General features: G+C 56.7%; 18 protein-coding genes and 1 pseudogene. 5 read left to right on the top strand and 14 right to left on the bottom strand.

Going from position 1 to position 20794, the window contains the following annotated elements; all coding sequences use genetic code 11:
* Positions 1–25: 25 nt before the first annotated feature.
* Complete coding sequence (locus ACVKSX_RS05290; RefSeq protein WP_010246157.1) at positions 26–391, top strand: helix-turn-helix domain-containing protein; 366 nt, start codon at positions 26–28, stop codon at positions 389–391.
* A gap of 123 nt (positions 392–514) precedes the next feature.
* Here the strand turns inward: ACVKSX_RS05290 and ACVKSX_RS05295 are convergent, their stop codons facing one another.
* From ACVKSX_RS05295 to ghrA, 5 genes and pseudogenes are all read right to left on the bottom strand, one after another.
* Positions 515–1081, bottom strand: a complete 567-nt coding sequence (locus ACVKSX_RS05295) for a TorD/DmsD family molecular chaperone (RefSeq protein WP_010246159.1) — start codon at positions 1079–1081, stop codon at positions 515–517.
* Positions 1082–1108: 27 nt separating this feature from the next.
* Positions 1109–1300: pseudogene (locus tag ACVKSX_RS05300) on the bottom strand (phosphatase); the annotation flags it as partial.
* Positions 1301–1769: 469 nt separating this feature from the next.
* A complete protein-coding gene (locus ACVKSX_RS05305) occupies positions 1770–2465 on the bottom strand; it encodes a hypothetical protein (protein ID WP_064691199.1) in 696 nt (231 codons plus the stop codon).
* Between the two features lie 604 nt (positions 2466–3069).
* On the bottom strand, positions 3070–3807 hold the full coding sequence (locus ACVKSX_RS05310) for a phosphatase (protein WP_354438467.1): 738 nt from the start codon (positions 3805–3807) through the stop codon (positions 3070–3072).
* 39 nt (positions 3808–3846) lie between these two features.
* Positions 3847–4788: a glyoxylate/hydroxypyruvate reductase GhrA gene (gene ghrA / locus ACVKSX_RS05315; protein WP_187499940.1), complete on the bottom strand. Its 942-nt coding sequence runs from the start codon at positions 4786–4788 to the stop codon at positions 3847–3849.
* A gap of 210 nt (positions 4789–4998) precedes the next feature.
* Between ghrA and treA the strand changes: the two genes are divergently transcribed.
* Both treA and ACVKSX_RS05325 read left to right on the top strand, forming a co-directional pair.
* Complete coding sequence (gene treA, locus ACVKSX_RS05320) at positions 4999–6684, top strand: alpha,alpha-trehalase TreA (RefSeq protein WP_010669886.1); 1686 nt, start codon at positions 4999–5001, stop codon at positions 6682–6684.
* A 191-nt stretch (positions 6685–6875) separates the two neighbouring features.
* A complete protein-coding gene (locus ACVKSX_RS05325) occupies positions 6876–8975 on the top strand; it encodes a TonB-dependent siderophore receptor (protein WP_354438468.1) in 2100 nt (699 codons plus the stop codon).
* Positions 8976–9042: 67 nt separating this feature from the next.
* On the opposite strand, the gene ACVKSX_RS05330 is transcribed toward ACVKSX_RS05325, so the two are convergent.
* A complete protein-coding gene (locus ACVKSX_RS05330; protein WP_010246168.1) occupies positions 9043–9291 on the bottom strand; it encodes a GlsB/YeaQ/YmgE family stress response membrane protein in 249 nt (82 codons plus the stop codon).
* A gap of 210 nt (positions 9292–9501) precedes the next feature.
* On the opposite strand from ACVKSX_RS05330, the gene ACVKSX_RS05335 reads away from it, so the two are divergent.
* Both ACVKSX_RS05335 and ACVKSX_RS05340 read left to right on the top strand, forming a co-directional pair.
* Positions 9502–10236 carry a flagellar brake protein gene (locus ACVKSX_RS05335; RefSeq protein WP_010246170.1) on the top strand — a complete coding sequence of 245 codons (735 nt, stop codon included), beginning with the start codon at positions 9502–9504 and terminating at the stop codon, positions 10234–10236.
* A gap of 96 nt (positions 10237–10332) precedes the next feature.
* Entirely contained in the window at positions 10333–11463 is a 1131-nt protein-coding gene (locus ACVKSX_RS05340; RefSeq protein ID WP_354438469.1) for a mechanosensitive ion channel family protein, read from the top strand.
* Between the two features lie 112 nt (positions 11464–11575).
* On the opposite strand, the gene ACVKSX_RS05345 is transcribed toward ACVKSX_RS05340, so the two are convergent.
* From ACVKSX_RS05345 to ACVKSX_RS05380, 8 genes are all read right to left on the bottom strand, one after another.
* On the bottom strand, positions 11576–12994 hold the full coding sequence (locus ACVKSX_RS05345) for an L-fucose/L-arabinose isomerase family protein (RefSeq protein WP_050680012.1): 1419 nt from the start codon (positions 12992–12994) through the stop codon (positions 11576–11578).
* Between the two features lie 20 nt (positions 12995–13014).
* Positions 13015–14502 carry an FGGY family carbohydrate kinase gene (locus ACVKSX_RS05350; protein ID WP_354438470.1) on the bottom strand — a complete coding sequence of 496 codons (1488 nt, stop codon included), beginning with the start codon at positions 14500–14502 and terminating at the stop codon, positions 13015–13017.
* Positions 14503–14504: 2 nt separating this feature from the next.
* Positions 14505–15449, bottom strand: coding sequence for a transketolase family protein (locus ACVKSX_RS05355; protein ID WP_010669881.1), 945 nt, complete (start codon positions 15447–15449; stop codon positions 14505–14507).
* A complete protein-coding gene (locus ACVKSX_RS05360; RefSeq protein WP_010246187.1) occupies positions 15442–16272 on the bottom strand; it encodes a transketolase in 831 nt (276 codons plus the stop codon). The genes ACVKSX_RS05355 and ACVKSX_RS05360 overlap by 8 nt, the downstream gene beginning before the upstream one ends.
* A 191-nt stretch (positions 16273–16463) precedes the next feature.
* Positions 16464–17570 (bottom strand): ABC transporter permease, encoded by a 1107-nt coding sequence (locus tag ACVKSX_RS05365; protein WP_249654499.1) that lies wholly within the window; start codon positions 17568–17570, stop codon positions 16464–16466.
* A 2-nt stretch (positions 17571–17572) separates the two neighbouring features.
* Positions 17573–19087 carry a sugar ABC transporter ATP-binding protein gene (locus tag ACVKSX_RS05370; RefSeq protein WP_354438471.1) on the bottom strand — a complete coding sequence of 505 codons (1515 nt, stop codon included), beginning with the start codon at positions 19085–19087 and terminating at the stop codon, positions 17573–17575.
* Positions 19087–19686: a DUF2291 family protein gene (locus ACVKSX_RS05375; RefSeq protein ID WP_010246195.1), complete on the bottom strand. Its 600-nt coding sequence runs from the start codon at positions 19684–19686 to the stop codon at positions 19087–19089. The genes ACVKSX_RS05370 and ACVKSX_RS05375 overlap by 1 nt, the downstream gene beginning before the upstream one ends.
* A gap of 2 nt (positions 19687–19688) precedes the next feature.
* Positions 19689–20630 carry a D-ribose ABC transporter substrate-binding protein gene (locus tag ACVKSX_RS05380; protein ID WP_010246199.1) on the bottom strand — a complete coding sequence of 314 codons (942 nt, stop codon included), beginning with the start codon at positions 20628–20630 and terminating at the stop codon, positions 19689–19691.
* Positions 20631–20794 lie beyond the last annotated feature (164 nt).

Below are 20794 nucleotides of genomic sequence, written 5' to 3' on the forward strand. Positions count from 1 at the left end.
CGACACACAATTACCCGGATAAACTATGTCAAAACAGTACATCTATGATGAAGCAGGCAAACCCCAGTTTGTGGTCTTGCCGGTGGCGGAATATGAAAGGCTGCTCTCGGCCAGCGATGGCGAATGGGAGACTATTCCTGTGGAGGCTGACGAGCACGACGATGAGACGATCCCGCACGACGTTGCAGGGATTATGATTGAGCAGGAAGTGAGTCTTCAGGCGGCCTGGCGCATCTGGCGGGGGCTTAGCCAGCATGATGTGGCTCAGCAGTTGGGGACCACGCAAAGTGCGATCTCTCAACTGGAGCGTATTGAAAGTAAGCCGCAGAAAAAGACGCGTGAACGTCTCGCTAAACTGTATGGCTGCCGACCCGGGCAGTTAATCCTGTAAGCCGATTGAGAGGGTTCAGGTGCCCGAAAAAAAGCACGCCGTATCCAGAGAATCTCCCCCAGAACCCATTGAGAAAGATGATTCAGCACTGTGCGCCGGGTACGCACCCGGCGACGTGGTGAATCAGGCGTCAGGCGTCTCTTCGCTGCTATCCAGCAGTTCGTTGTACATCGCCTGGATCGCTTCGCGGCTCAGCATGGCAAGAGTACGATAAAAAGCGGTGGTCGCGTGCGCTTCCACTTTACCCAGGAAAGCACCGCACCACGGCAGCAGATACTCTTCAAACAGCGCCATCTGCGCCGCGCTCTCATCTTCCGCTGACTGATCTTCCAGCCATGACGCAGCCAGCATCAGCACACCAAAATGATCAGCAGGCGCATCGCTCAGCGGCATTCCGCGTGAGGTCAGGAATGCACGCACTTCTGGCTCCGTTTTGCCTTCCGGCCACTGTGAGGCGTACGGCGGCACGTTGCAATCGCTGCCAACAAACAGCGCGTTGTAATCGGCGGCCAGCGCCTGGGGATCGCTGTTCTGTTGCAGACGGGTCAGCAGCTCATCCTGCTCCAGCGGCCACTGCGACTGCAGTTTGCCTTCACGCAGCAGCGTGAACAGCGGCACCAGCAGCGGGTCCTGCGGCTGACGATTAAACAGTGAGCCGATCACGCGGCACAGAATGGAAAACTCATTCATGAGTCAGATTTCCTTGAGGCAAGTAAATTAAAAGTCAGCCAGTTCAGCAATATGTTTGCCGCTGCGCAGCTCCAGAAAGTCGAGCAGGCGACGCGGCGTGACATTTAACACCCGATCCTCGGGAAAATCCACCTCGCGGGCGATGCGCAGGCAGTGATCGAAGTGACCCAGCGTAAACGCGGTGTGGGAATCGGAGCCAAATGCCAGCCGTCCACCGGCATCGGCGGTCTTAACAACAGCGATGACCGGAACTCTGAGTAATCCACCCTTACACCTGGCTATCTCAGCCAGAAAGTGAGTTCATACTTCAGAAAAAATCTTAAAGCAACTGGTTAATTTTGCATAGAAAACTTCAGAATACATCATCCAGCAACTTCTGATTCTGATGAACTATTAGCCAGGCGGAATGAAGATATGCAATAACAGGCTAATCAAACTCGTAAATTTTCATAAAAAAAATAGAATAAAATAAAAAGCACTTTTCATACGGGGGCTTACCTCCACTAGTAATAGCGAAAATATTTTCCACAAAAATAAATAATTAAAAGGATCCATAGAAAAGCGAACAGCAGACCATATGTAGGAAAAACGCTTACAAAAAAAATGGCCCCGACCAGACCGGCCGCTGGTGGTATAAGTCCAAAGAAGGATTGACTTACCCAGGCATATAGCCAGCGAAGGATCGCCTTCATTTTATTAAAATCTTGTTTAGTAGATTTAAAATCTGCTCTTCGCTAGTGGAACCTGAATTTTTCAAATAGATTATTTTAGACATTTCCGGCTCAATCAAATAATAGAACATTTCTAAATTAGCATTATATAAGTCGAAGTAATACTCCGCATCATCGAAGCGTAATTTTCTTGCTGCTTTTGTGGCAATCTCAAACTTACCATAAAATTTAAAAGCGGTTACGGCATACGAACTTGTAGCATTAATTACATTAATATGTGACTGTTTGAAATCCCGGGATTGTGTAATAACGAGCGCGATTAACTGTGCTATAGCAAGTTTAGAGAATTTACCAGAAGCATAATCAGACGCTTTTTCAGCTAACAGTCTCTGTATGTTCTGGATGCCTGTATCACCAATACGGCTCAGTTTTTTTCTGAAGTATATTTCTACCATCTCTAAAACCACGTCCTGCCGGGTAAACAGCATTCTGAGTTGCTTCAGGTATCGCAAATCTTCCTGCTTAAGTTGATTACAAACATCCTTGTAGTCATCAAAAAAGCATGAACCATAGCCGCTTGCACGTTGAGCGCCAGACACAATCCCCCTTCCTGTATCAAGCATTGTTTGATGTAACTCAGCAAGTGCCTTCTCAAAGTTAAGCGCAATGGTTCGCTCTGCCTGAAGTTTAATCTTAAGATAAGACATGCTCATACTCATCCCTTTGTGTAGAATTCCTTATGCAACGATTGTATACTGAAGTGAAAGGTATGCAAAGAGAATGGCTTATGAAAAGGATCAAGTGGCTGGCTTTATACACCGTATTTACTCTATTTTATCTTATAGTGATCCCGGAAATCATCTTCAGAACCCTTTCGGAAGATGCTTACATGAAGCTCGGTGAAATCGTAAATCCATTTCAAATTTTCCCTTCAACAGCGAATGCATTATTCATAGCAATAATAATTTCAGCTTTGCTATTAGCATGGTTAACTATTAAATTAGTAAAGCGCGTTACCAGGCGTGGTAATTCTACGCTTTGATCTAACGCGATCAATAAAGAGCAGAGTAGAACTTAAAGTTTACGCCATTACCCGCCCGGACGAACCGCCCCGTTGACATTGCTAACCCGAACGATTGAGACCATTTTTCAGTTATTAAGTGCTCTCTCAGCTTTAAGCTTCAGGTCTTGCCACACGCCCTTTCCGGGCTGATAAGAGAACAGGTTACGGTAAAATACTCGCCTCAGTCATTATATCCCCGCAGATAAAAGCGGGGATTTCCATCATGGTGAGCGTGTTGCTTACCAGGCCTGGCGCTAAAAGTCAGCCAGTTCAGCAATATGTTTGCCGCTGCGCAGCTCCAGAAAGTCGAGCAGGCGACGCGGCGTGACATTTAACACCCGATCCTCAGGAAAATCCACCTCGCGGGCGATGCGCAGGCAGTGATCGAAGTGACCCAGCGTAAACGACGTATGGGAATCGGAGCCAAATGCCAGACGTCCACCGGCATCGCGCACCGCGGCGGCGATAGCCCGGCAGTTCGGTTCACTGCCCGGACGCGAATGGGTAAAGGAGGAGTTATTCAGCTCCAGCGCCACATCGTAGTGCGCGGCTGCCTCGGCGATAGCCGGGATATCGACCGGGAATTTCGGGTTGCCTGGATGACTGATGATATGGACCAGCCCGCCCGCCATCGCAGCGATCATCGCATCCGTGTGATGTTTCCGGTCGCGCGGCGCATAAACCGGCTCGTGAAAACCGGCGACGATCAAATCCAGCGCATCGAGCATCGGGCCGGAACAGTCGATTTCGCCCTGCTGATTTTTAATATTGGCTTCGATACCGCGCAGAATACCCACGCCATCGATCACGCGCGGCCAGACGCGCATATTAATGAAGTGCCAGTAGTGCGGCGCGTCGGCCATGTCAGGGCCGTGATCGGTAATGGCAAACAGTTTCATGCCGGTTTGCTTCGCCTGAGTCACGTAGTCGTGCAGCGTGCTGTAAGCATGCGTGCTGGCGATGGTGTGCATATGCAGATCTACCGGATACATCCTCTTCTCCTGCTGATTGCCCCTGACGGGGCCGGTTCATTAATAGCCGCGCTGACGATCCACCCTGCCCTGCGGCGGCTCGCCTGCCTGATCCTGGGTGATGGCGCGGGCAATGTAGTCGATAGCTTCGTCGATCAAGGTTACCGCCGCATTATGGGGCGTGATTGTGACGCGCGGATGTGACCAGAGCGGATGCGCTTCGGGCAGCGGTTCAACCTGAAAGACATCCAGCGCCGCCGCTTTCAGCTGCCCGCTATTGAGCGCGGCCAGCAGATCCTCTTCCACCACCTGGGCGCCACGCGCGATGTTGAGGAAGAAAGCGCCGTGCGGCAGCTGCTGTAAAAAGTGGTGGTCGATAAGATTAATGGTTTCTTGCGTGCTCGGCAGCAGGTTGATCACCACCCGCGTCTCCTGCAGAAAGGCAGGCAATGCATCGCGACCGGAAAAGCTGGTCACGCCATCAATTTCTTTGGGCGAACGGCTCCAGACGCGCAGAGGGAATCCCCAGGGTTTAAGGTTTTCCGCCACGCTCTGCCCCAGCACGCCCGCCCCCAGGATGCCGATAGTAAAGTTTTCACGCGTGTAAGCGGGGAGCGGCTGCCAGCACTGTTGCTGCTGCTGGAGACGGTAGTCGTCAAAACGACGGAACCAGCTCAGTACGCTATGAACCGCATACTCCTGCATCTGCCGCGCCATGCCGGTATCTTCCAGCCGGTACAGTGGCACGCTGTCGGGCAGCATCTCAGGGTTCTGCTGCAGCTGTTTCAGAATCTCGTCCACGCCTGCCCCCAGCGCAAAGACGCCGCGCAGGGTGGCGCGTCCCTGTAGCATTTCTGTGGGGGGCGAACGGACCAGCGCGTAATCAGCCGGACCATTATCGCCTGGCTGCCAGGCACGCACCCGCGCCTGGGGCAGACGCTGTTGTAAACCGTTAATCCAGGCCGCTGCAGACTGCGACGGGTGATACCAGATGATCTCCATCCTGCTCTCCTTTTTTTCTTTCAGCGTCATGGAAAAGCGAGGTGAGAGCAAGAAAAAACCAGCGTAATAAAGCGGTTTTTTCCATAAAAATAATTCCCGTGGCTTCACATTTCCGGCTCGCTTCAGGGTGAAGTGGTCAGATAAGGTCTAAAGTTGGTCCTGTGGTCAATGCGTTACGCGCGGCCGCGTTTCGGACAAGGAGAAAAACCGATGACAAAAATTGAGGTAAACGCCGCTCCACGGCGTCAGCGTTATGCGCCCTTTCTGCTCACGTTGCTGCTGAGCGTACCCGCCTTCACTGCCCAGGCCGACGACAACAGTCGCATGCTGAATAATCAGCCGCAGCCGCCTGACGTTCGTTTAGGACCGCTGTTTAATGCCGTGCAACAGGCGAAGTTCTATCCCGATCAAAAGACCTTTGCGGACGCGGTGCCGAAATTCGATCCCGCCTCAATTCTTGCCGACTGGCAGATGCAGAAGAAACAGCGCAATTTCGATCTTAAGCGTTTTGTGGATGCCAACTTTACCCTGCCCGCGGCCGGTGACAAATATGTGCCACCAGCCGGACAAAACCTGCGTGACCACATTGATGGCCTGTGGCCGGTGCTGACGCGCACCACCAGCAGCGCCGGTCAGTATGACTCGCTGCTGCCGTTGCCCAAACCCTATGTGGTGCCAGGCGGGCGCTTCCGTGAAGTCTATTACTGGGACAGCTACTTCACCATGCTGGGGCTGGCCGAGAGCGGACACTGGGATAAAGTGCAGGATATGGTGGATAACTTCGCCTCGCTGCTCGACCGCTATGGCCACATTCCCAACGGCAACCGCAGCTACTATCTGAGCCGGTCACAGCCGCCGTTCTTCAGCCTGATGGTCGATCTGCTGGCGACGCACGATAACGGCAAAGCCTATACCCGTTATCTGCCGCAGCTGCAGAAAGAGTATGACTACTGGATGGCAGACAGCGATAAAGTCGCGGCGGGCGCAGCCAGCAAGCGCGTGATTAAGCTGGCGGACGGCAGCCTGCTCAACCGCTACTGGGATGCGCGCGACGTGCCACGTACAGAATCCTGGATGGATGACATTGCCACCGCCCAGAAAGCGCCGCAGAGGAATAAAGCCGAACTCTACCGTGAGCTGCGTTCCGGTGCGGCGTCGGGCTGGGATTTCAGTTCGCGCTGGTTTACCGATGCGCATAACCTGTCGACAATTCGTACCACGCAGCTGGCCCCGGTTGACCTCAACAGCCTGCTGTTCCATCTGGAGCAGACCCTGTCGAAAGGCTATCAGATGAACAAGCAGAGCGATCTGGCGAAGCAGTTTGCCGATCGCGCGGAGAAGCGCCAGGCGGCGATCAACCGCTATCTGTGGGACAGCAAACAGAACTGGTACGCCGATTATGACTGGCAGAAAAAGCAGGTCCATCCTCAGCTGACTGCTGCCGCGCTGTTCCCGCTCTATCTGCAGGTCGCCAGCGATAAGCAGGCTGAAAGCACCGCCAGCGCAGTGGAAAAACAGCTGCTGAAACCTGGTGGTCTGGTGACCACCACCGTGAACAACGGTCAGCAGTGGGATGCACCCAATGGCTGGGCACCGCTGCAGTGGGTTGCTGTGGAAGGTCTGGAGCATTACAACCAGCCAAAACTGGCGAAAGAGGTGGGATTACGCTTCCTGCAAAACGTCCAGAACACCTATGACCGTGAGCATAAGCTGGTGGAGAAATATGTCGTTGATGGCAAAAATCTCGGCGGCGGCGGTGGCGGTGAATATCCGCTGCAGGATGGCTTCGGCTGGACCAACGGCGTCACGCTGAAACTGCTGGATAAGTACTGCCCGAAAGATAAAACCTGTAACAGCGCCCACGATATTCCGCAGGCGTCTGCCTCACAACCTTAATCCACTCTGGATACCTCTGGCCTTGCCGGGGGTATCCCCACTTCATTTCCGCGAATTTTACTTGACCTTCTTTCATCAACAGGCAAAATTGCAGCCAATTTACAAAAGGTAATAATTCTCATTATGATAATGAGATTGCCTATCAAAGCTTTTATTCACCTGCCTGAACCTTTGCCAAGAAAGGAATTTTGATGAAACTGTCATTGTCGCTGAAAGGTTATGTTCCCCTATGCACCCTGGCGCTGACCGCGCCTGCTCTGAGTTATGCTGCCGATATGGTGGTAACCGCGCAACCGCAGGAAGATTCGACCTTGCCGACCCAGGGCTATCTGGCGACGACCAGCCAGGGCGCAACCAAAAGCGATCGTCCGCTCATCACCACGCCGCAATCGATTTCCGTGGTCACCCGTCAGCAGATGCAGGATCAGGGCGCGCTGACCCTGAATCAGGCGCTGGGCTATAGTTCTGGCGTCTTCACCAACTTCGGCGGCGCCGCGACCCGTTACGACACCATTGCCCTGCGTGGCTTCCATGGCGGCGATGTCGATAACACCTTCCTCGACGGCATGCGGCTGATGAGCGACGGCGGCAGTTTCAACGGCCTGCAGGTGGATAACGCCTTCCTTGAGCGCATCGACGTGATCAAAGGCCCCTCTTCTGCGCTCTATGGTCAGACGGTGCCGGGCGGACTGGTGAACATGGTGACCAAGCGTCCTCAGTTCAGCGAAGAGGGTCACATCCAGTTGCAGGCGGGCAGCAACGCCACCACCGGCACGATGTTTGACTACACCAATGCCATCAACGATCAGTGGGCGTTTCGCCTGACCGGCGTGACCCGCAACAGCGATACCCAGTACGATCACACCCGCGAAGAGAAATATGCGCTGATGCCGCAGCTGATGTGGCAGCCGGATGAAGATACGCATCTGATCCTGAAAGCCTATCTGCAGAAGGATCCGTCGGGCGGCTATCACGGTTCGGTACCGGGTGACGGCAGCCTCACCGAACACAACGGCTACAAGCTGAGCAACGGCTTTTATGAGGGCAACAGCGATCTCGATCAGTTCAAGCGTCGCGAGCAGATCTACAGCTTCGATTTCGCCCATCGCTTCAACGACGTCTGGTCATTCTCCTCGACCGGCAGCTACAGCCACTCGAATGTCGATCTCGATCAGGTCTATCAGATTGGCTGGGACAGCGTGAATCCCGATCTGCTGAACCGATATTACTCTGGCGAGCGCTCGTCGCTCTCGGCCTGGTCCACCGATAACCGCTTACAGGCGGAGTTCGATACCGGCGAGCTGGAGCACCGCGTCACCCTGGGTGCTGAGTATCATCGTTATAAAAATGAGATCACTGCTGCTGGCGGCTCTGCCAACCAGCTTAATGCACGGACTGGTGAACAGGTTGGCGACATGCCTGATTACACCTGGGCCGATAAAACCCGTCGCTACTATCAGACCGGCCTCTATCTGCAGGATGAGATGAAGCTGGATCGCTGGCATCTGGATCTCTCCGGCCGTTATGACCGCATTGTCGCCAATAACAGCGGCAGCGACCGCCGTCAGGATGATCACATCAGCGGCCGCGCAGCACTGCTCTATGCCTTCGACAACGGTATCTCGCCTTACGTCAGCTGGAGCCAGGCGATTACCCCGACCGCGCTCACCGATCCCAACAACAACCTGCTGAAGCCGACTACCGCCGAGCAGTATGAAGCCGGGGTTAAATATCAGCCGGTCGGCACGCGCGATCTCTATAGCGTGGCGGTCTATGACCTGACGCAGAAAGATGTGGCGAACCGCGACGTGCTGACGGCGACTTATACGCCATCGGGCAAAGTGCATTCACAGGGCATTGAGCTGGAAGCGCATAATCAGTTAACCCCGCGTCTGAGCACCGTGGCGAGCTATACGCTGAATCATCTGCGCTTTAAAGAGTCGGTAGATGGCAACGACGGACATACGCCATATGTCACACCCAACAGCATGGCTGCACTCTGGGGTCACTATCAGTTTGATTACGGTCTGAGTGCGGGTGCGGGCGTGCGTTACATCGGCAAACAGTGGGCGGACAATGAAAACACCACCCGTGTGCCGTCGGTGACGCTGTTTGATGCGTCAGTGCGGGCCGATCTCGGCGTCTGGAACAGCAGCCTGAAAGGTGCCTGGGTGCAGGTCAACGCCAATAATCTGACCGACCGCACCTATGTAGCGGGCTGTTACGGTACGGGCTTCTGCTACTGGGGCGCAGAACGCAGCGTGATGGCGACAGTCGGTTACGACTTCTGATTGCAAAATAAGAGATAAAAAAAGGGGACGAATCGCTTCGTCCCCTTTTTCGTTTAAACCTTTACGGTCAACTGCGTACTTTGCGGTAGATGAACAGCACCACGATGGCACCGATAACAGCGACCACGAAACTTCCGAAGTTAAACCCATCGACGCGGCCGAAGCCAAACAGCGTACTGATCCAGCCACCCACTACTGCACCGATAATACCCAGAACGATAGTCAGAATGAAACCGCCACCGTCTTTACCCGGCATAATCCACTTCGCCAGAATACCCGCGATTAAGCCAAAGACGACCCAGGAAATAATACCCATCTGTTGCTCCTTCCTTTTTTGATTAAATCGTGAACGCCTGATTAATCAAGCGGTTTACCGCGATAAGTATAACCAGCTTTTCAAAAAATGCCTGCCTGCTCACAGTTATTATTGATGAATAGCATGCTAAAGCTTTTTTTTGCCGCGCCGATAACCGAGACGAGGCAAAAAAACCGCATCAATAAAGTAACCCCCCTTGTGGAGCAGGACGTGAAAGAAGCCGACCAGGAACAATATCTAAAACGTGGCACGCTGGCGGTTCTTGGCGTTATGAAAGATCTGCTGCGATTGCAGACGCCATTACTGGTGCGCTTTCCGCGTGGGCAGTTTATCAGCCGGATGCTGGCTGCCGATGAAGATCGCATGCTGTTTGACCTCGGCAGTAATAATCTGGATAACGATTATGCCCTGACCAGCGACGATCTCAGTATCACTGCGGAAACCTACGGCGCTAAGGTGGAATTCAGCCTCGCCGCGCTGGAAATCGTGGAGTTTGAAGGGTTACCCGCTTTCAGCGCGCCGCTGCCAGACCTGCTGTGGCAGATCCAGCGACGTGAGTTTTTCCGGGTCTGCGCCCCGCTGGAGCCGCAGTTCTGGTGTCATACCGTGTGGCCCGATGGCAGGAAAACGCGCCTGCGTCTGCAGGATCTGTCGCTGGGCGGTATCGGCGTGCTGGTGGATGAAGCGCTGCCGGACGGGTTGCAGGACGGTGACAGCTTCAATCCGTTCCGGGTCGAGCTGGGCGAGTATGGCCATTTTGACGTGCCGGTAAAGCTGCTGAGCATTGGCGAGCGCAGCGTGGTAACCGGCAAAAATGAAACCCGCATCACACCGCGACTGAGCTTTCGTTTTGCCACGCTGAACCCGGCGCAGGAGCGGCAGCTTCAGCAGATTATTTTTGCCCTTGAGCGCCTGGCTCGCGATAAATCGACCCGATTCCAGTAACCGCTTTACGGATGCGCCGCACAGGCGGGCCGCATCCAGGCTATGCTTCTTGCTTGTTTTCTTTTAAACCGGAACCCAGCAAGGAGACCCTCCCCAATGGAAAACTGGCTCTCTTCACGTCGTTTTCACACCCTCTTTTTTAATCAGGAACTCTGGCTAAACAGCGCCATCGTGGTGGTGTCCACGCTGGTGATTTACTGGATATTACGTACTCTGATTCGCTTTATCTCCAACCGGATTGCCCTTTACAGCGAGCATCGTCATGTTCGCGCCACTGCGATTCTGGTGGAGATATTGCGCAGTACCAGCCAGACCCTGCTGCTGATCTTTTCGCTGCTGATTGCCCTGAAGTTTGTCGATCTGCCCGCGTCGTGGAGTGTAACCATCGCGCACGGCTGGTTCCTGGCGTTGATTGTGCAGCTCGCGCTGTGGCTCGACTGTGGCATCCGGCTATGGCTGAAGAGCCTGCTGCGTGACCCGCTGCACGTACGCAACCCGGTCACTACGGTGATCCTGGGGATTCTGCTGCGGGTGGTGGTCTGGATCATGATGTTCCTGGCCATTCTGTCGAACATGGGCATCAACATTACCGCACTGGTCGCCAGCCTTGGGGTTGGTGGTATCGCGATTGCGCTGGCGATTCAGACCGTACTGAGCGATGTGTTTGCGTCGCTGGCGATAGGCTTTGATAAGCCGTTTGAGCATGGCGATTTTATTGTCTTTGGTGACATTGCCGGTTCCATCGAGCATATCGGCCTGAAAACCACCCGACTGCGCAGCCTGAGTGGCGAGCAGATTGTCTGCTCAAATACCATTCTGTTGCAGCAGACGATCCACAACTATAAGCGCATGCAGCAGCGCCGCATCGTCTTTAAGTTTGGTATCAGCTATGCCACGCCGTCAGAGCAGGTCCGGGAGATCAGCCCGCTGGTGAAAGAGATTATCCAGGGCGTTGAGACCACCCGTTTTGACCGCGCCCACTTCCTGGCCTTTGAGGATTCAAAACTGACCTTCGAAGTGGTCTATTTTGTGCTGGATGCGGATTACAATAAGTACATGGATATACAGCAGGAGATTAACCTGCAGCTGATGGCGGCACTGGAAGAGCGAAATATCCGCTTCGCCTTCCCGATTCGTCAGGTGGAGTTCAGTGGCGGCAATCTGCCACCGGTGGATCTGGTTGCGGTACAGAATGACGATGACGAGGTGCGCAGAATGGCGCGCTAAATCAGTGCCCGCCTTTCCTTTTCAGAAGTGGCGGGCATACAAGCCGGTGCGGGCGGAATCGTGACCGCACCGGCTGCTTCATCCCTTGCATTCAGCCGTTCCGCCTTACCGCTTACTGATGCCGGTAGCAGCTCACGCCGAGATACTCACTGAACGCTTCCTGCAGCACACCAGCCGTGGCAGAGTGGTTCATCGCCACATGATGCTCAAAGCCGTTACGGCAGATCCATGCCAGCAGTGTCTCCAGCTGCGGCACCTGGATCACCGCACGGCAACCTACCGTGTCCAGCGGATCGGTGACCGACATTCCCTCTCCCACATAGGCTTTGATTTCGCCGCTGAAGTCGTCGGTAGAGAGGCGGAAATAGGTCAGATCGCCCTGCTTCATGCGGCCATGCACTGCGCCACAGGTGTTCTCTTTGCCCACGGTGGTGCCGATGATATCCGCCGTGCCCATGGTCGCTGACTCCAGGCTGGCGCTGGCGAAATTACCGCAGTGAAACAGCACACATTTGTCCCGCTCGTCGCCAAAGTTGTTGTTCCAGTCTGCCAGCGAGGCGGGGTTCAGCGAGCAACTGGCGAGCGCATACATCGACAGCGCCCCCATCACATCCACTTCGCAGGCGCTGGGCATCAGCTGGCCCGACATCACGCTCATGATTGAGCAGACGTTAATGCCCAGGTTCTCCTGCAACGACGTCCAGCACTGAATGGCGGTGGTATCGATATCGTTGTCGCTGATCCACTCGCTGATCACCACAAACAGTTTGGCCATGGTCACCAGTTTGTCACCCGGAATCCCCCGCGCATCGGCGTTGGCCTCCAGGATTTCACGCTTCTCTGCCACGCGGATATCGTCATCGCGCAGCCGGTTGGTGCGGGTAAAGATCTCCGATAAATCCAGGGTCTCCACCGCGATGCCCATCTTCTCCAGCAGCTTTTCGCTGTAGCGCACGGTGTTGAATCCGGCGGGCCGGGCACCAATTGCCCCGACGCGTACCCGGCGCATGGCATTCACCACCCGACAGAGCTGGCTGAACCGCTGCAGATCCTGCATAAACACGTCGCCGCTCAGGGCGCAGACGTGCTGACGGGTCAGCGTAAACGGGATGCCATATTGCCGCAGGTTGTTGCAGAGTGAAATTTTGCCGCAGAAGCTGTCGCGGCGGGTCGCCAGTCCCATTTTATCCAGATTGTCCTCTTCGGCCTGCACCAGCACCGGCACATTCAGCCCGGCGAGACGCAGCGCTTCCGCGATGGCTTTTTCATCACCAAAGTTAGGCAGCAGCACCACAATGCCGTGAATCGCTTCGCGATGCTGGCGAAACAGCGCGGCACAGGTTTTCGCCTCCTGACGCGTCTCGACGCCGCCCAGGTTGGTCTGGTTCTCATCCAGCATCACCGTATTAATGTTCATCTTTTCAAACAGCGCGACCGCCTGCTGGCGCGCCTCGCCCACCAGATAGCTGGGAAAAAAACCCCGGTTGCCAATAATGACGCCGAAGGTTAACTGCTGAGGAAGTGTTGACATGGCTCTGCTCCGGATAAGGATTAATGTGGCTGATAACGACAGCGTGCAACGGCGTCAATCCAGCCTTTATAGTTTTCCTGCATACGCTGCGCGTGCTCTTCACGCGGCATGATGACGCTGCCGCCCTGCAGCGCCTGCATATCACTGCCCTGCTGCCACCATCCCAGCACTTTGCCTGCCAGCAGTGCCGCGCCCAGCGCGGAGACCTCGGCGGTAGGCACCCGCTGCAACGGCCGCTGTAACACATCCGCCTGTAACTGCATCAGCCAGCTATTTTCGGTGGCGCTGCCATCCACACAGAGCGCCGGAAGCTGCTGGCCGCTGGCCTGCTCCATGGCAAAAAAGACGTCGGCGATTTGCCAGACGATCGACTCCAGCGCCACCCGCGCCAGCACGGCGGGTGTGGCGGCATCCGTCAATCCGCACACCATGCCGCGCGCCTGCAGATCCCACCAGGGCGCGCCCAGGCCAGAGAGCGCCGGGACAAAATAGATGCCCTGATTGTCGTCGCAGCGCTGCGCCATCACGGTGAGCTCGCGCGGCTCCTGCACGCCGAGCATTCTGCCCAGCCAGGCGGCACCGGAACCGGTGTGGGTAATGTTGCCTTCAAAGGCATAACGCAACGTGCCGTCATGCCAGGCCACGGTGGTGCTGAGGCCATTTTCCGTCAACAGCGGCGTCGCCATGGACATCATCAGGGAAGACCCGGTGCCGTAGGTAGCTTTCACCACTTCAGACTCGCCGCGCCGCTGCGCCTGTAAGGCGGCATGAGAGTCGCCGATGCGCGCCAGAATCGGCGTGCCTGGCGCTAAGCCGGGAATATCACTCACCGCGACCACGCCCTGTTCACTGGCTGAGGCGGTGATGCGCGGCAGCGCGGCGCGCGGCAGTTGAAACAGCGTCAGCAGCTCGTCGTCCCAGTCATTAAGATGCAGGCTGTAGAGTTGAGTACGGGAGGCGTTAGCATGATCGGTAATAAATACCTCGCCCGCGCTGAGCTGCCAGCTGAGCCAGCTGTCGACCGTGCCGATACAGAGCTCACCCGCCGCCGCCCGCGCCGCGCCGTCGGGAATGGCGGCCAGCATCCCGGTCAGCTTGGCGGCCGGAAACATCGGGTCAACGGCCAGGCCGGTCAAACCGGTGATACGAGGTGCTTTGCCCGCCTGACGCAGGTCGCGACAGAGTGACTCGGATCGTCGATCCTGCCAGCTCACCAGCGGCGTCAGCGGCTTGCCGTCACGCCGCTGCCAGATCAGCACCGACTCGCGCTGATTACTGATCGCCACTGCCGCGACAGGCGCGCCACCACAGGCTGCCAGGCAGTGGGTAATGGCCTCTTTTACCGCCAGCCAGATCGCCACAGGGTCCTGCTCAGCCAGTCCCGGCTGCGGATGTTGCAGGGTTAAGCTCTGGCTGCCGCGTGCCACCACACGGCCATCACGATCAACCGCAATCGCCTTGGCATTGGTGGTGCCTTCGTCGATCGCCAGAATCAGGGGTCCCACCATGTTTATGCTCCTGCGCAGATGCGCGCTGCACTGTTCACCACGCTACTGGCATCAATGCCATGATGGGCACGGGTAGAGGCGCGATCGCCGGCAATTGCATATTCCCCATCTGCAATGCCGAGCCGCAACAGCGGGATGCCGCAGCCGCCTTCCGCCAGCACTTCGGCCACCAGGCTGCCGACACCGCCATTAACGTTATGCTCCTCTACGGTAATCACCGCTGGGTAGTGATTTAACAGGTTGCGCAGCTGTTGGGTATCACAAGGTCGAATCGATGGAACCGCGATCACACCGGCTGAAATGCCCTGCTCAGCCAGTTGCTCAGCAGCGTGAACTACCTCGTGAACCGTTGAGCCCATCGCCACCAGTGCGATGTCGCTGCCTTCACGCAGCAGGTCGATCGCGCCCGGCCTGAACTGGTAGCTTTCTTCGTGCAGCTGCGGCAGATCTTTGCCATCCAGACGGATATAGACCGGCCCGACATGCTCAAGGGCGTAATCGATGATCTGACGGCACTCCAGCGGGCAGGAAGGCGCATAGATCTCGATGTTGCCGAAACCGCGCATCACCGCGATGTCATCAATGCTGTGATGCGTGCTGGCTAACGGGCCATAGCTGGTCCCGGCATTCAGCCCGAACAGTTTGACGTTGGTGTTGTTGTAGCAGACGTCGACTTTTACCTGCTCATTGGCGCGTGACACCAGAAATGGCGCGGCGTTACAGGTCACCGCGACCTTGCCGCCCAGCGCCAGACCGGCCGCCGTGCCCACCAGCGTCTGCTCAGCGATGCCGACGTTAATCAGCCGGTCGGGAAATGCCTTGATAAAGGGGGCGATTTTGGCCGTCGACGTGGAGTCCGCTACCACCGGCACCAGATCCACACCGCGATTCACCGCGTCGATAAAGGCCGTGACCATGACGCTTGCTAAATGTTGTGCATTACTCATCTTTCAGTTCCTCCAGTGCCAGTGCGATCTCTTCGCCTTTCGGCACCCGGTGATGCCATTCCGCCTTGCTCTGGATAAAGGAGACGCCAAATCCCTTCTCGGTATGCGCCACAATCACCTGCGGTTTGCCGTTCTTCGGCAGGTTTTCAATGGTGTCGACCACCGCCGCCATATCATTGCCGTTGCATTCGGTGACCTCCAGCCCGAAGGCGCGCCATTTTTCCGGCAGCGGATCGGTGTTCATGATGTCGCGGGTCGCGCCCGCCAGTTGCAGCTTGTTTTTGTCATTGATGATGATCAGGTTGTCGAGGCCGTAATGCGCCGCCACCAGCGCCGCCTCCCAGTTGCTGCCTTCAGCCAGTTCACCATCGCCGGTCACCACAAAGATGCGGCGCGGGCTGTTATCTTTTTTCGCCGCGATAGCGATGCCCACCGCCACCGGCAGGCCGTGACCCAGCGCGCCGGTGTTCAGCTCAACACCCGGCGTTTTCTGCCGTACCGGATGGCCGGGCAGATGCGAGTCGGCATGCTGATAGGTTGCCAGCCAGTCGGTCGGGAAGTAGCCCGCTTCCGCCAGCACGCAGTAATAGCCCCCCACCGCATGCCCTTTGGACTGGATATAGATGTCACGCTGATCGTCGTCTGTGCGATCCGGGGCGCAGTTCAGAATGCGGAAGTAGAGCGCAGTGAGGATCTCTACCTGTGACAGGTCAGCGCCGGTATGACCGCCTGCCGGGCTGCCCGCGTTAAGCTGGATGATGCGGCGGCGGATTGCCCGCGCCCGGCGCTCAAGGTCATCGACCGGAAGATTGAAAGGATTCATACACTACCTCTGAATTTTAAATCGGTTATGAATATATATTCACGTCGGTTAAAAAATTTTGTGCCTGAAAAAAAGGGGGCTAATAAACTGAACCGCCCTTTGTTCACTACTCTGCCCATTAAACCGGGCAGGCCGTCCACTGCCAGGAATCACTCAGCGGCACCCGCTGTCCGGTTCAACGCACTTTCCCGTCAGGGTTTTGCCGGTGTCCCCTCCTCGATTAACGCTTTCTGAGCCACCACGGCCGCCTTCTGCTGCATCCGGCTCTGGGTCTGGTCGATGATCACCGCGATGATAATCACGATGCCTTTGATCACCATCTGCCAGAATTCACTGACACCCATCATGATCAGGCCATCCGCCAGAAAGCCAATAACGAAGGCACCAATCAGCGTGCCGAGGATAGTGCCGCGTCCGCCCGCTAGCGACGTGCCACCCAGCACCACGGCGGCAATGGCATTCATCTCAAACGCGGTGCCGTTAGCCGGATGGCTGGCGACCAGTTGCGATGAAACCACGATGCCAGCAATCGCCGCGCAGAATCCCGACAGGGTGTAGACCAGAATTTTTACCTGCCGGGTTTTCACACCCGACAGTTCAGCGGCACGTTCATTGTCTCCGATGGCATAGACCTGACGGCCAAACGGCAGGCGACGGGCGATGTAGGCGATCACCAGCGCCAGCATCACCATCATCCAGATGGCGTAAGGCAGCCCGAGAAAGGTTCCGGCACCAATCCGATCGAAACCGGTGTTGCCCAGCAGCGGATTCCCCTGCAGACCGGGAAAGGTCTCGCCGCCGGAGGTAAGCATCGCCGCGCCGCGCAGGATGTACATGGTGCCGAGGGTGCAGATAAAGGGGGCCACGTTGTAGCGGGTAATGATCCAGCCGTTGCCCGCGCCAATCAGCGCGCCGATCAGCAGCACCACCGGCACAATCACCCAGACGCTGGGAAAAATAGCGATGCCAAACATCGGCAGCACAATGCCTTTGGTAATCAGCCAGCCGGCGATCATGCCGCACAGTCCCAGCGTCGCCCCAATCGACAGGTCAATTCCCGCGGTGATAATGACAAAGGTAATGCCCAGCGCCAGAAAGGCGTTGATGGCGATATGTTTCACCATGATCACCAGGCTGCCGGTGGCGAGAAAGTCCGGCACGGTGATGGCGAAGAAGCCGACGATCAGAATCAGCGCAATAAAAGTGCGCAGCTTCAGAAGCAGCAGCAGAATGCTTTCACGTGAACTGAACGCCTTAGCCGGAAGTGTGGTCAGCGCGACGCTGTCATTGCTTTTCATGCTCAGAACCCCTGCGCACTTGCTTTCACCAGCGCTGCCTCTTCCGCCTGGTCGCGGGGAAGATCAGCCGTAAGTTTGCCGCCCGACATCACCAGGATGCGATCGGCTACCGCCATAATCTCTTTCAGGTCCGAGGTGGAGAAGAGAACTGCAATGCCCTGCTGCGACAGCGCCACCATCATGCGAAACACCTCTGCTTTTGCACCGACATCAATGCCGCGACTCGGCTCATCCAGCAGCAGCAGGCGCGGATTGGTCAGCAGCGCGCGGCCAATCACCACTTTCTGCTGGTTGCCACCACTCAGCGCGCTAATGGCCACGTCCGGCGAGGAGATTTTGATCGCCAGGTTGCCCACCGTCTGGCTCACCGCCTGCTGCTCCGCCTGGTGGGCAATGGCAAAGCGATGTGACAGACGCCGCCACAGGCTGGCGATGGTGAGATTACTGGCAACCGATGAGACCGGGAAAATCCCGGCACGTTTGCGATCTTCCGGCACCAGACTCATGCCCATGCGAATACGGTCAGCGGTGGCCAGACGGGTCGGCAGCGGTTTGCTGTCGAGCCACAGCTTGCCCAGATAGTGACGCTGACTGCCAAGCAGACACTCAAACAGCTCGGTGCGGCCTGCGCCCATCAGCCCGTAAATCCCGACAATTTCCCCGGCCCGCACCTGAAAACTGACGTCATCCACCAGGGTATTGCCATTGGGGCTGACGCAGGTAATGTGCTGCGCCTCCAGCACCGGCGCGCCAAACTCACGCGCTTCCGGCAGGAAGGTGGTGACCGGTTCACTGCCCAGCATCTCACGCACGATCCACGGTACATCGATGCTGCTGACCGGCGCTTCTGCCTGAAAGCGCCCGTCGCGCAGAATAGTAATCACGTCGCCAATCGCCATCAGCTCTTCCAGCCGGTGGGAGATGTAAATCACGGTAACGCCCTGCTGCGTCAGGTCGCGGATCACCCGGAACAGGATCTCCACTTCGGTTTTGCTCAGCGCCGAGGTCGGCTCGTCGAGGATCAGGATGTCCGCATCTTCCGCCAGCGCTTTGGCAATCTCGACCAGCTGCTGCTGACCCACTTTGAGATTACCGACCCGCTCATAGGGTGAAATCGGCTGATCCAGGCGCGCCATCAGCGCGGCGGTGCGGCGAGCCTGCTCCGCCTCGTTGATCGGGGCCAGGCCGCGCTGGATCTCCCGGCCCAGAAACAGGTTTTCAGCCACCGTCAGGTTCTCAAACAGATTCAGCTCCTGGTGCACCATGCCGATGCCGTGCCGGGCGGCGTCGCGGGTGCTGCTCAGCGTCAGCGGCTCGCCATTCAGGAACAGCGAACCGGCCGTGGGCTGCTGTACCCCGGCCAGAATTTTCATCAGGGTCGATTTGCCCGCCCCATTCTCACCGATGATCACGTTAACTTTGCCGCGCCAGACCCGATAGTCGACGCGATCCAGCGCCAGCGTGCCGGGAAACAGCATCGATATCTGTTCGGTCCGCAGAATGATCTCATCGTCCATCAGGGCGTCCCCCGCTTCAGCTCAACCGCTACCACATCTTCAACGCTGCTGTGCCCGATGGTTACGGCCAGTAGCGCCTGCACCGGCTGGTTGACCCAGCTGGCATCCAGCGGTGGCAGTTGCTTCACCGCGTGACGGTTCAGCGCCCGGGTCAGCTGGGCGTACTGCACCTGATTGGTAAACTCTTCGAAACGGAATCCTGCGGCATCCCGGATAGCGTTACTGCGCAGCACCGGCCCGACACTGACCGCCACCGGCTTGCCGTTAATCATCAGCGTCAGCGTGCGTTCACGCGGGTTACTCTCATCAAAGGCGCTGGCTGTCCCTCCGGCTCGCACGAAGACGCTTTCGCGCCCGCCGGGTTTGACCGTCTGACTTTTCGCCTCCATGTCGGCCCAGCTCAGCGCATGGCTGTTCGCGGTGGTCATCACGCGCGGCTGCCAGGTCTCTTCCGCAATCTGCTGCGGTGTCTGGGTGGTATAGCTGGGTTTCGCGTGCGGATCCTTCGGCAGAATCGGCTTACCGTCCGCGTCCAGATCCACCACGGTGCAGGCGCTGAGCAGCGCCATACCGGTCAATACCGCCAGCATCCGTTTCATGGTTATTTCGCCAGGTTGAAGTTTTTCAGCTTAGCGGCGTTGCTGTCGTCAATCAGCACGCAGTCCATCAGCTGCTTCTCCTGTTTCTGCGCTTTGCCGTTCTTCAGGTAGTAATCCGCCTGCGTGACCGCCATCTGCGCCTGATCCCAGCCCGGCTGCAGCACCGTCGCTTTAATATTGCCTTTGTTGAGGATCGAATCGCGGGTGTAGTCGCTGCCATCAAAGCCCACCACGATCACCGATGTTTTCCCGGCGGCTTTCAGCGCGGCTTCGGCACCCAGCGCCATGGTGTCGTTACCGGAGATGACGCCAACGATGTTGGGGTGTTTCTGCAGCAGGGTTTCCATGCGGCTGAAGGCTTCGGTCTGACTCCAGTTGGCGCTCTGCTGAGCCACCATTTTCATGTCGCTGTAGTCATCCAGCACATCGTGATAGCCCTGCGACCGCACGCCCGCGTTGGTGTCAGACTCTTTGCCCAGCAGTTCAACATAGTCCCCTTTGCCGCCCAGCAATTTCGCAAATTTCTCCGCGCCCAGCTGCGCCCCCTGATAGTTGTTAGAGACGATCTGCGCTACCGCGATGCCGGTTTTGTTGATCTCCCGGTCAATCAGGAAGGTCGGGATCCCGGCATCTTTGGCTTTCTGCACCGGCCCGACGGTGGCGTCGGCACCAGCGTTATCAAGAATGATCGCTTTGGCTTTGCGCGCAATCGCGGTCTCAATCAGCTGGTTTTGCTTGTTTACGTCATCATCGTGCGACGCCACCAGCGTGGCGTAACCCAGCTCTTTGGCTTTCGCTAAGGCCCCTTCCGCCTCGGCTTTAAAGAACGGGTTGTCATGGGATGGGGTGATAATCGCCAGCAGGCCTTGCTCTGCCGCCAGCGCGGTCGCTGAAAAGGCGAGCATCGATGCGAGCAGGGTCAGTTTGATCAGAGGACGAGTCATTATTTTTCTCCGCTTGAATATATATTCGCACGCGATTTTATATGCATAATGACTATGCGCCCGCGCTGACGTGCCGTCCAATGCGCGATCGTCAAAAAGCGAAAACGATCACAAATTAGCCTGCGTTGTGATTTTGATCATCCTGGTTAACAATACCGGGCAGA

It is taken from the genome of Pantoea sp. PvP021 (genome assembly GCF_054056055.1).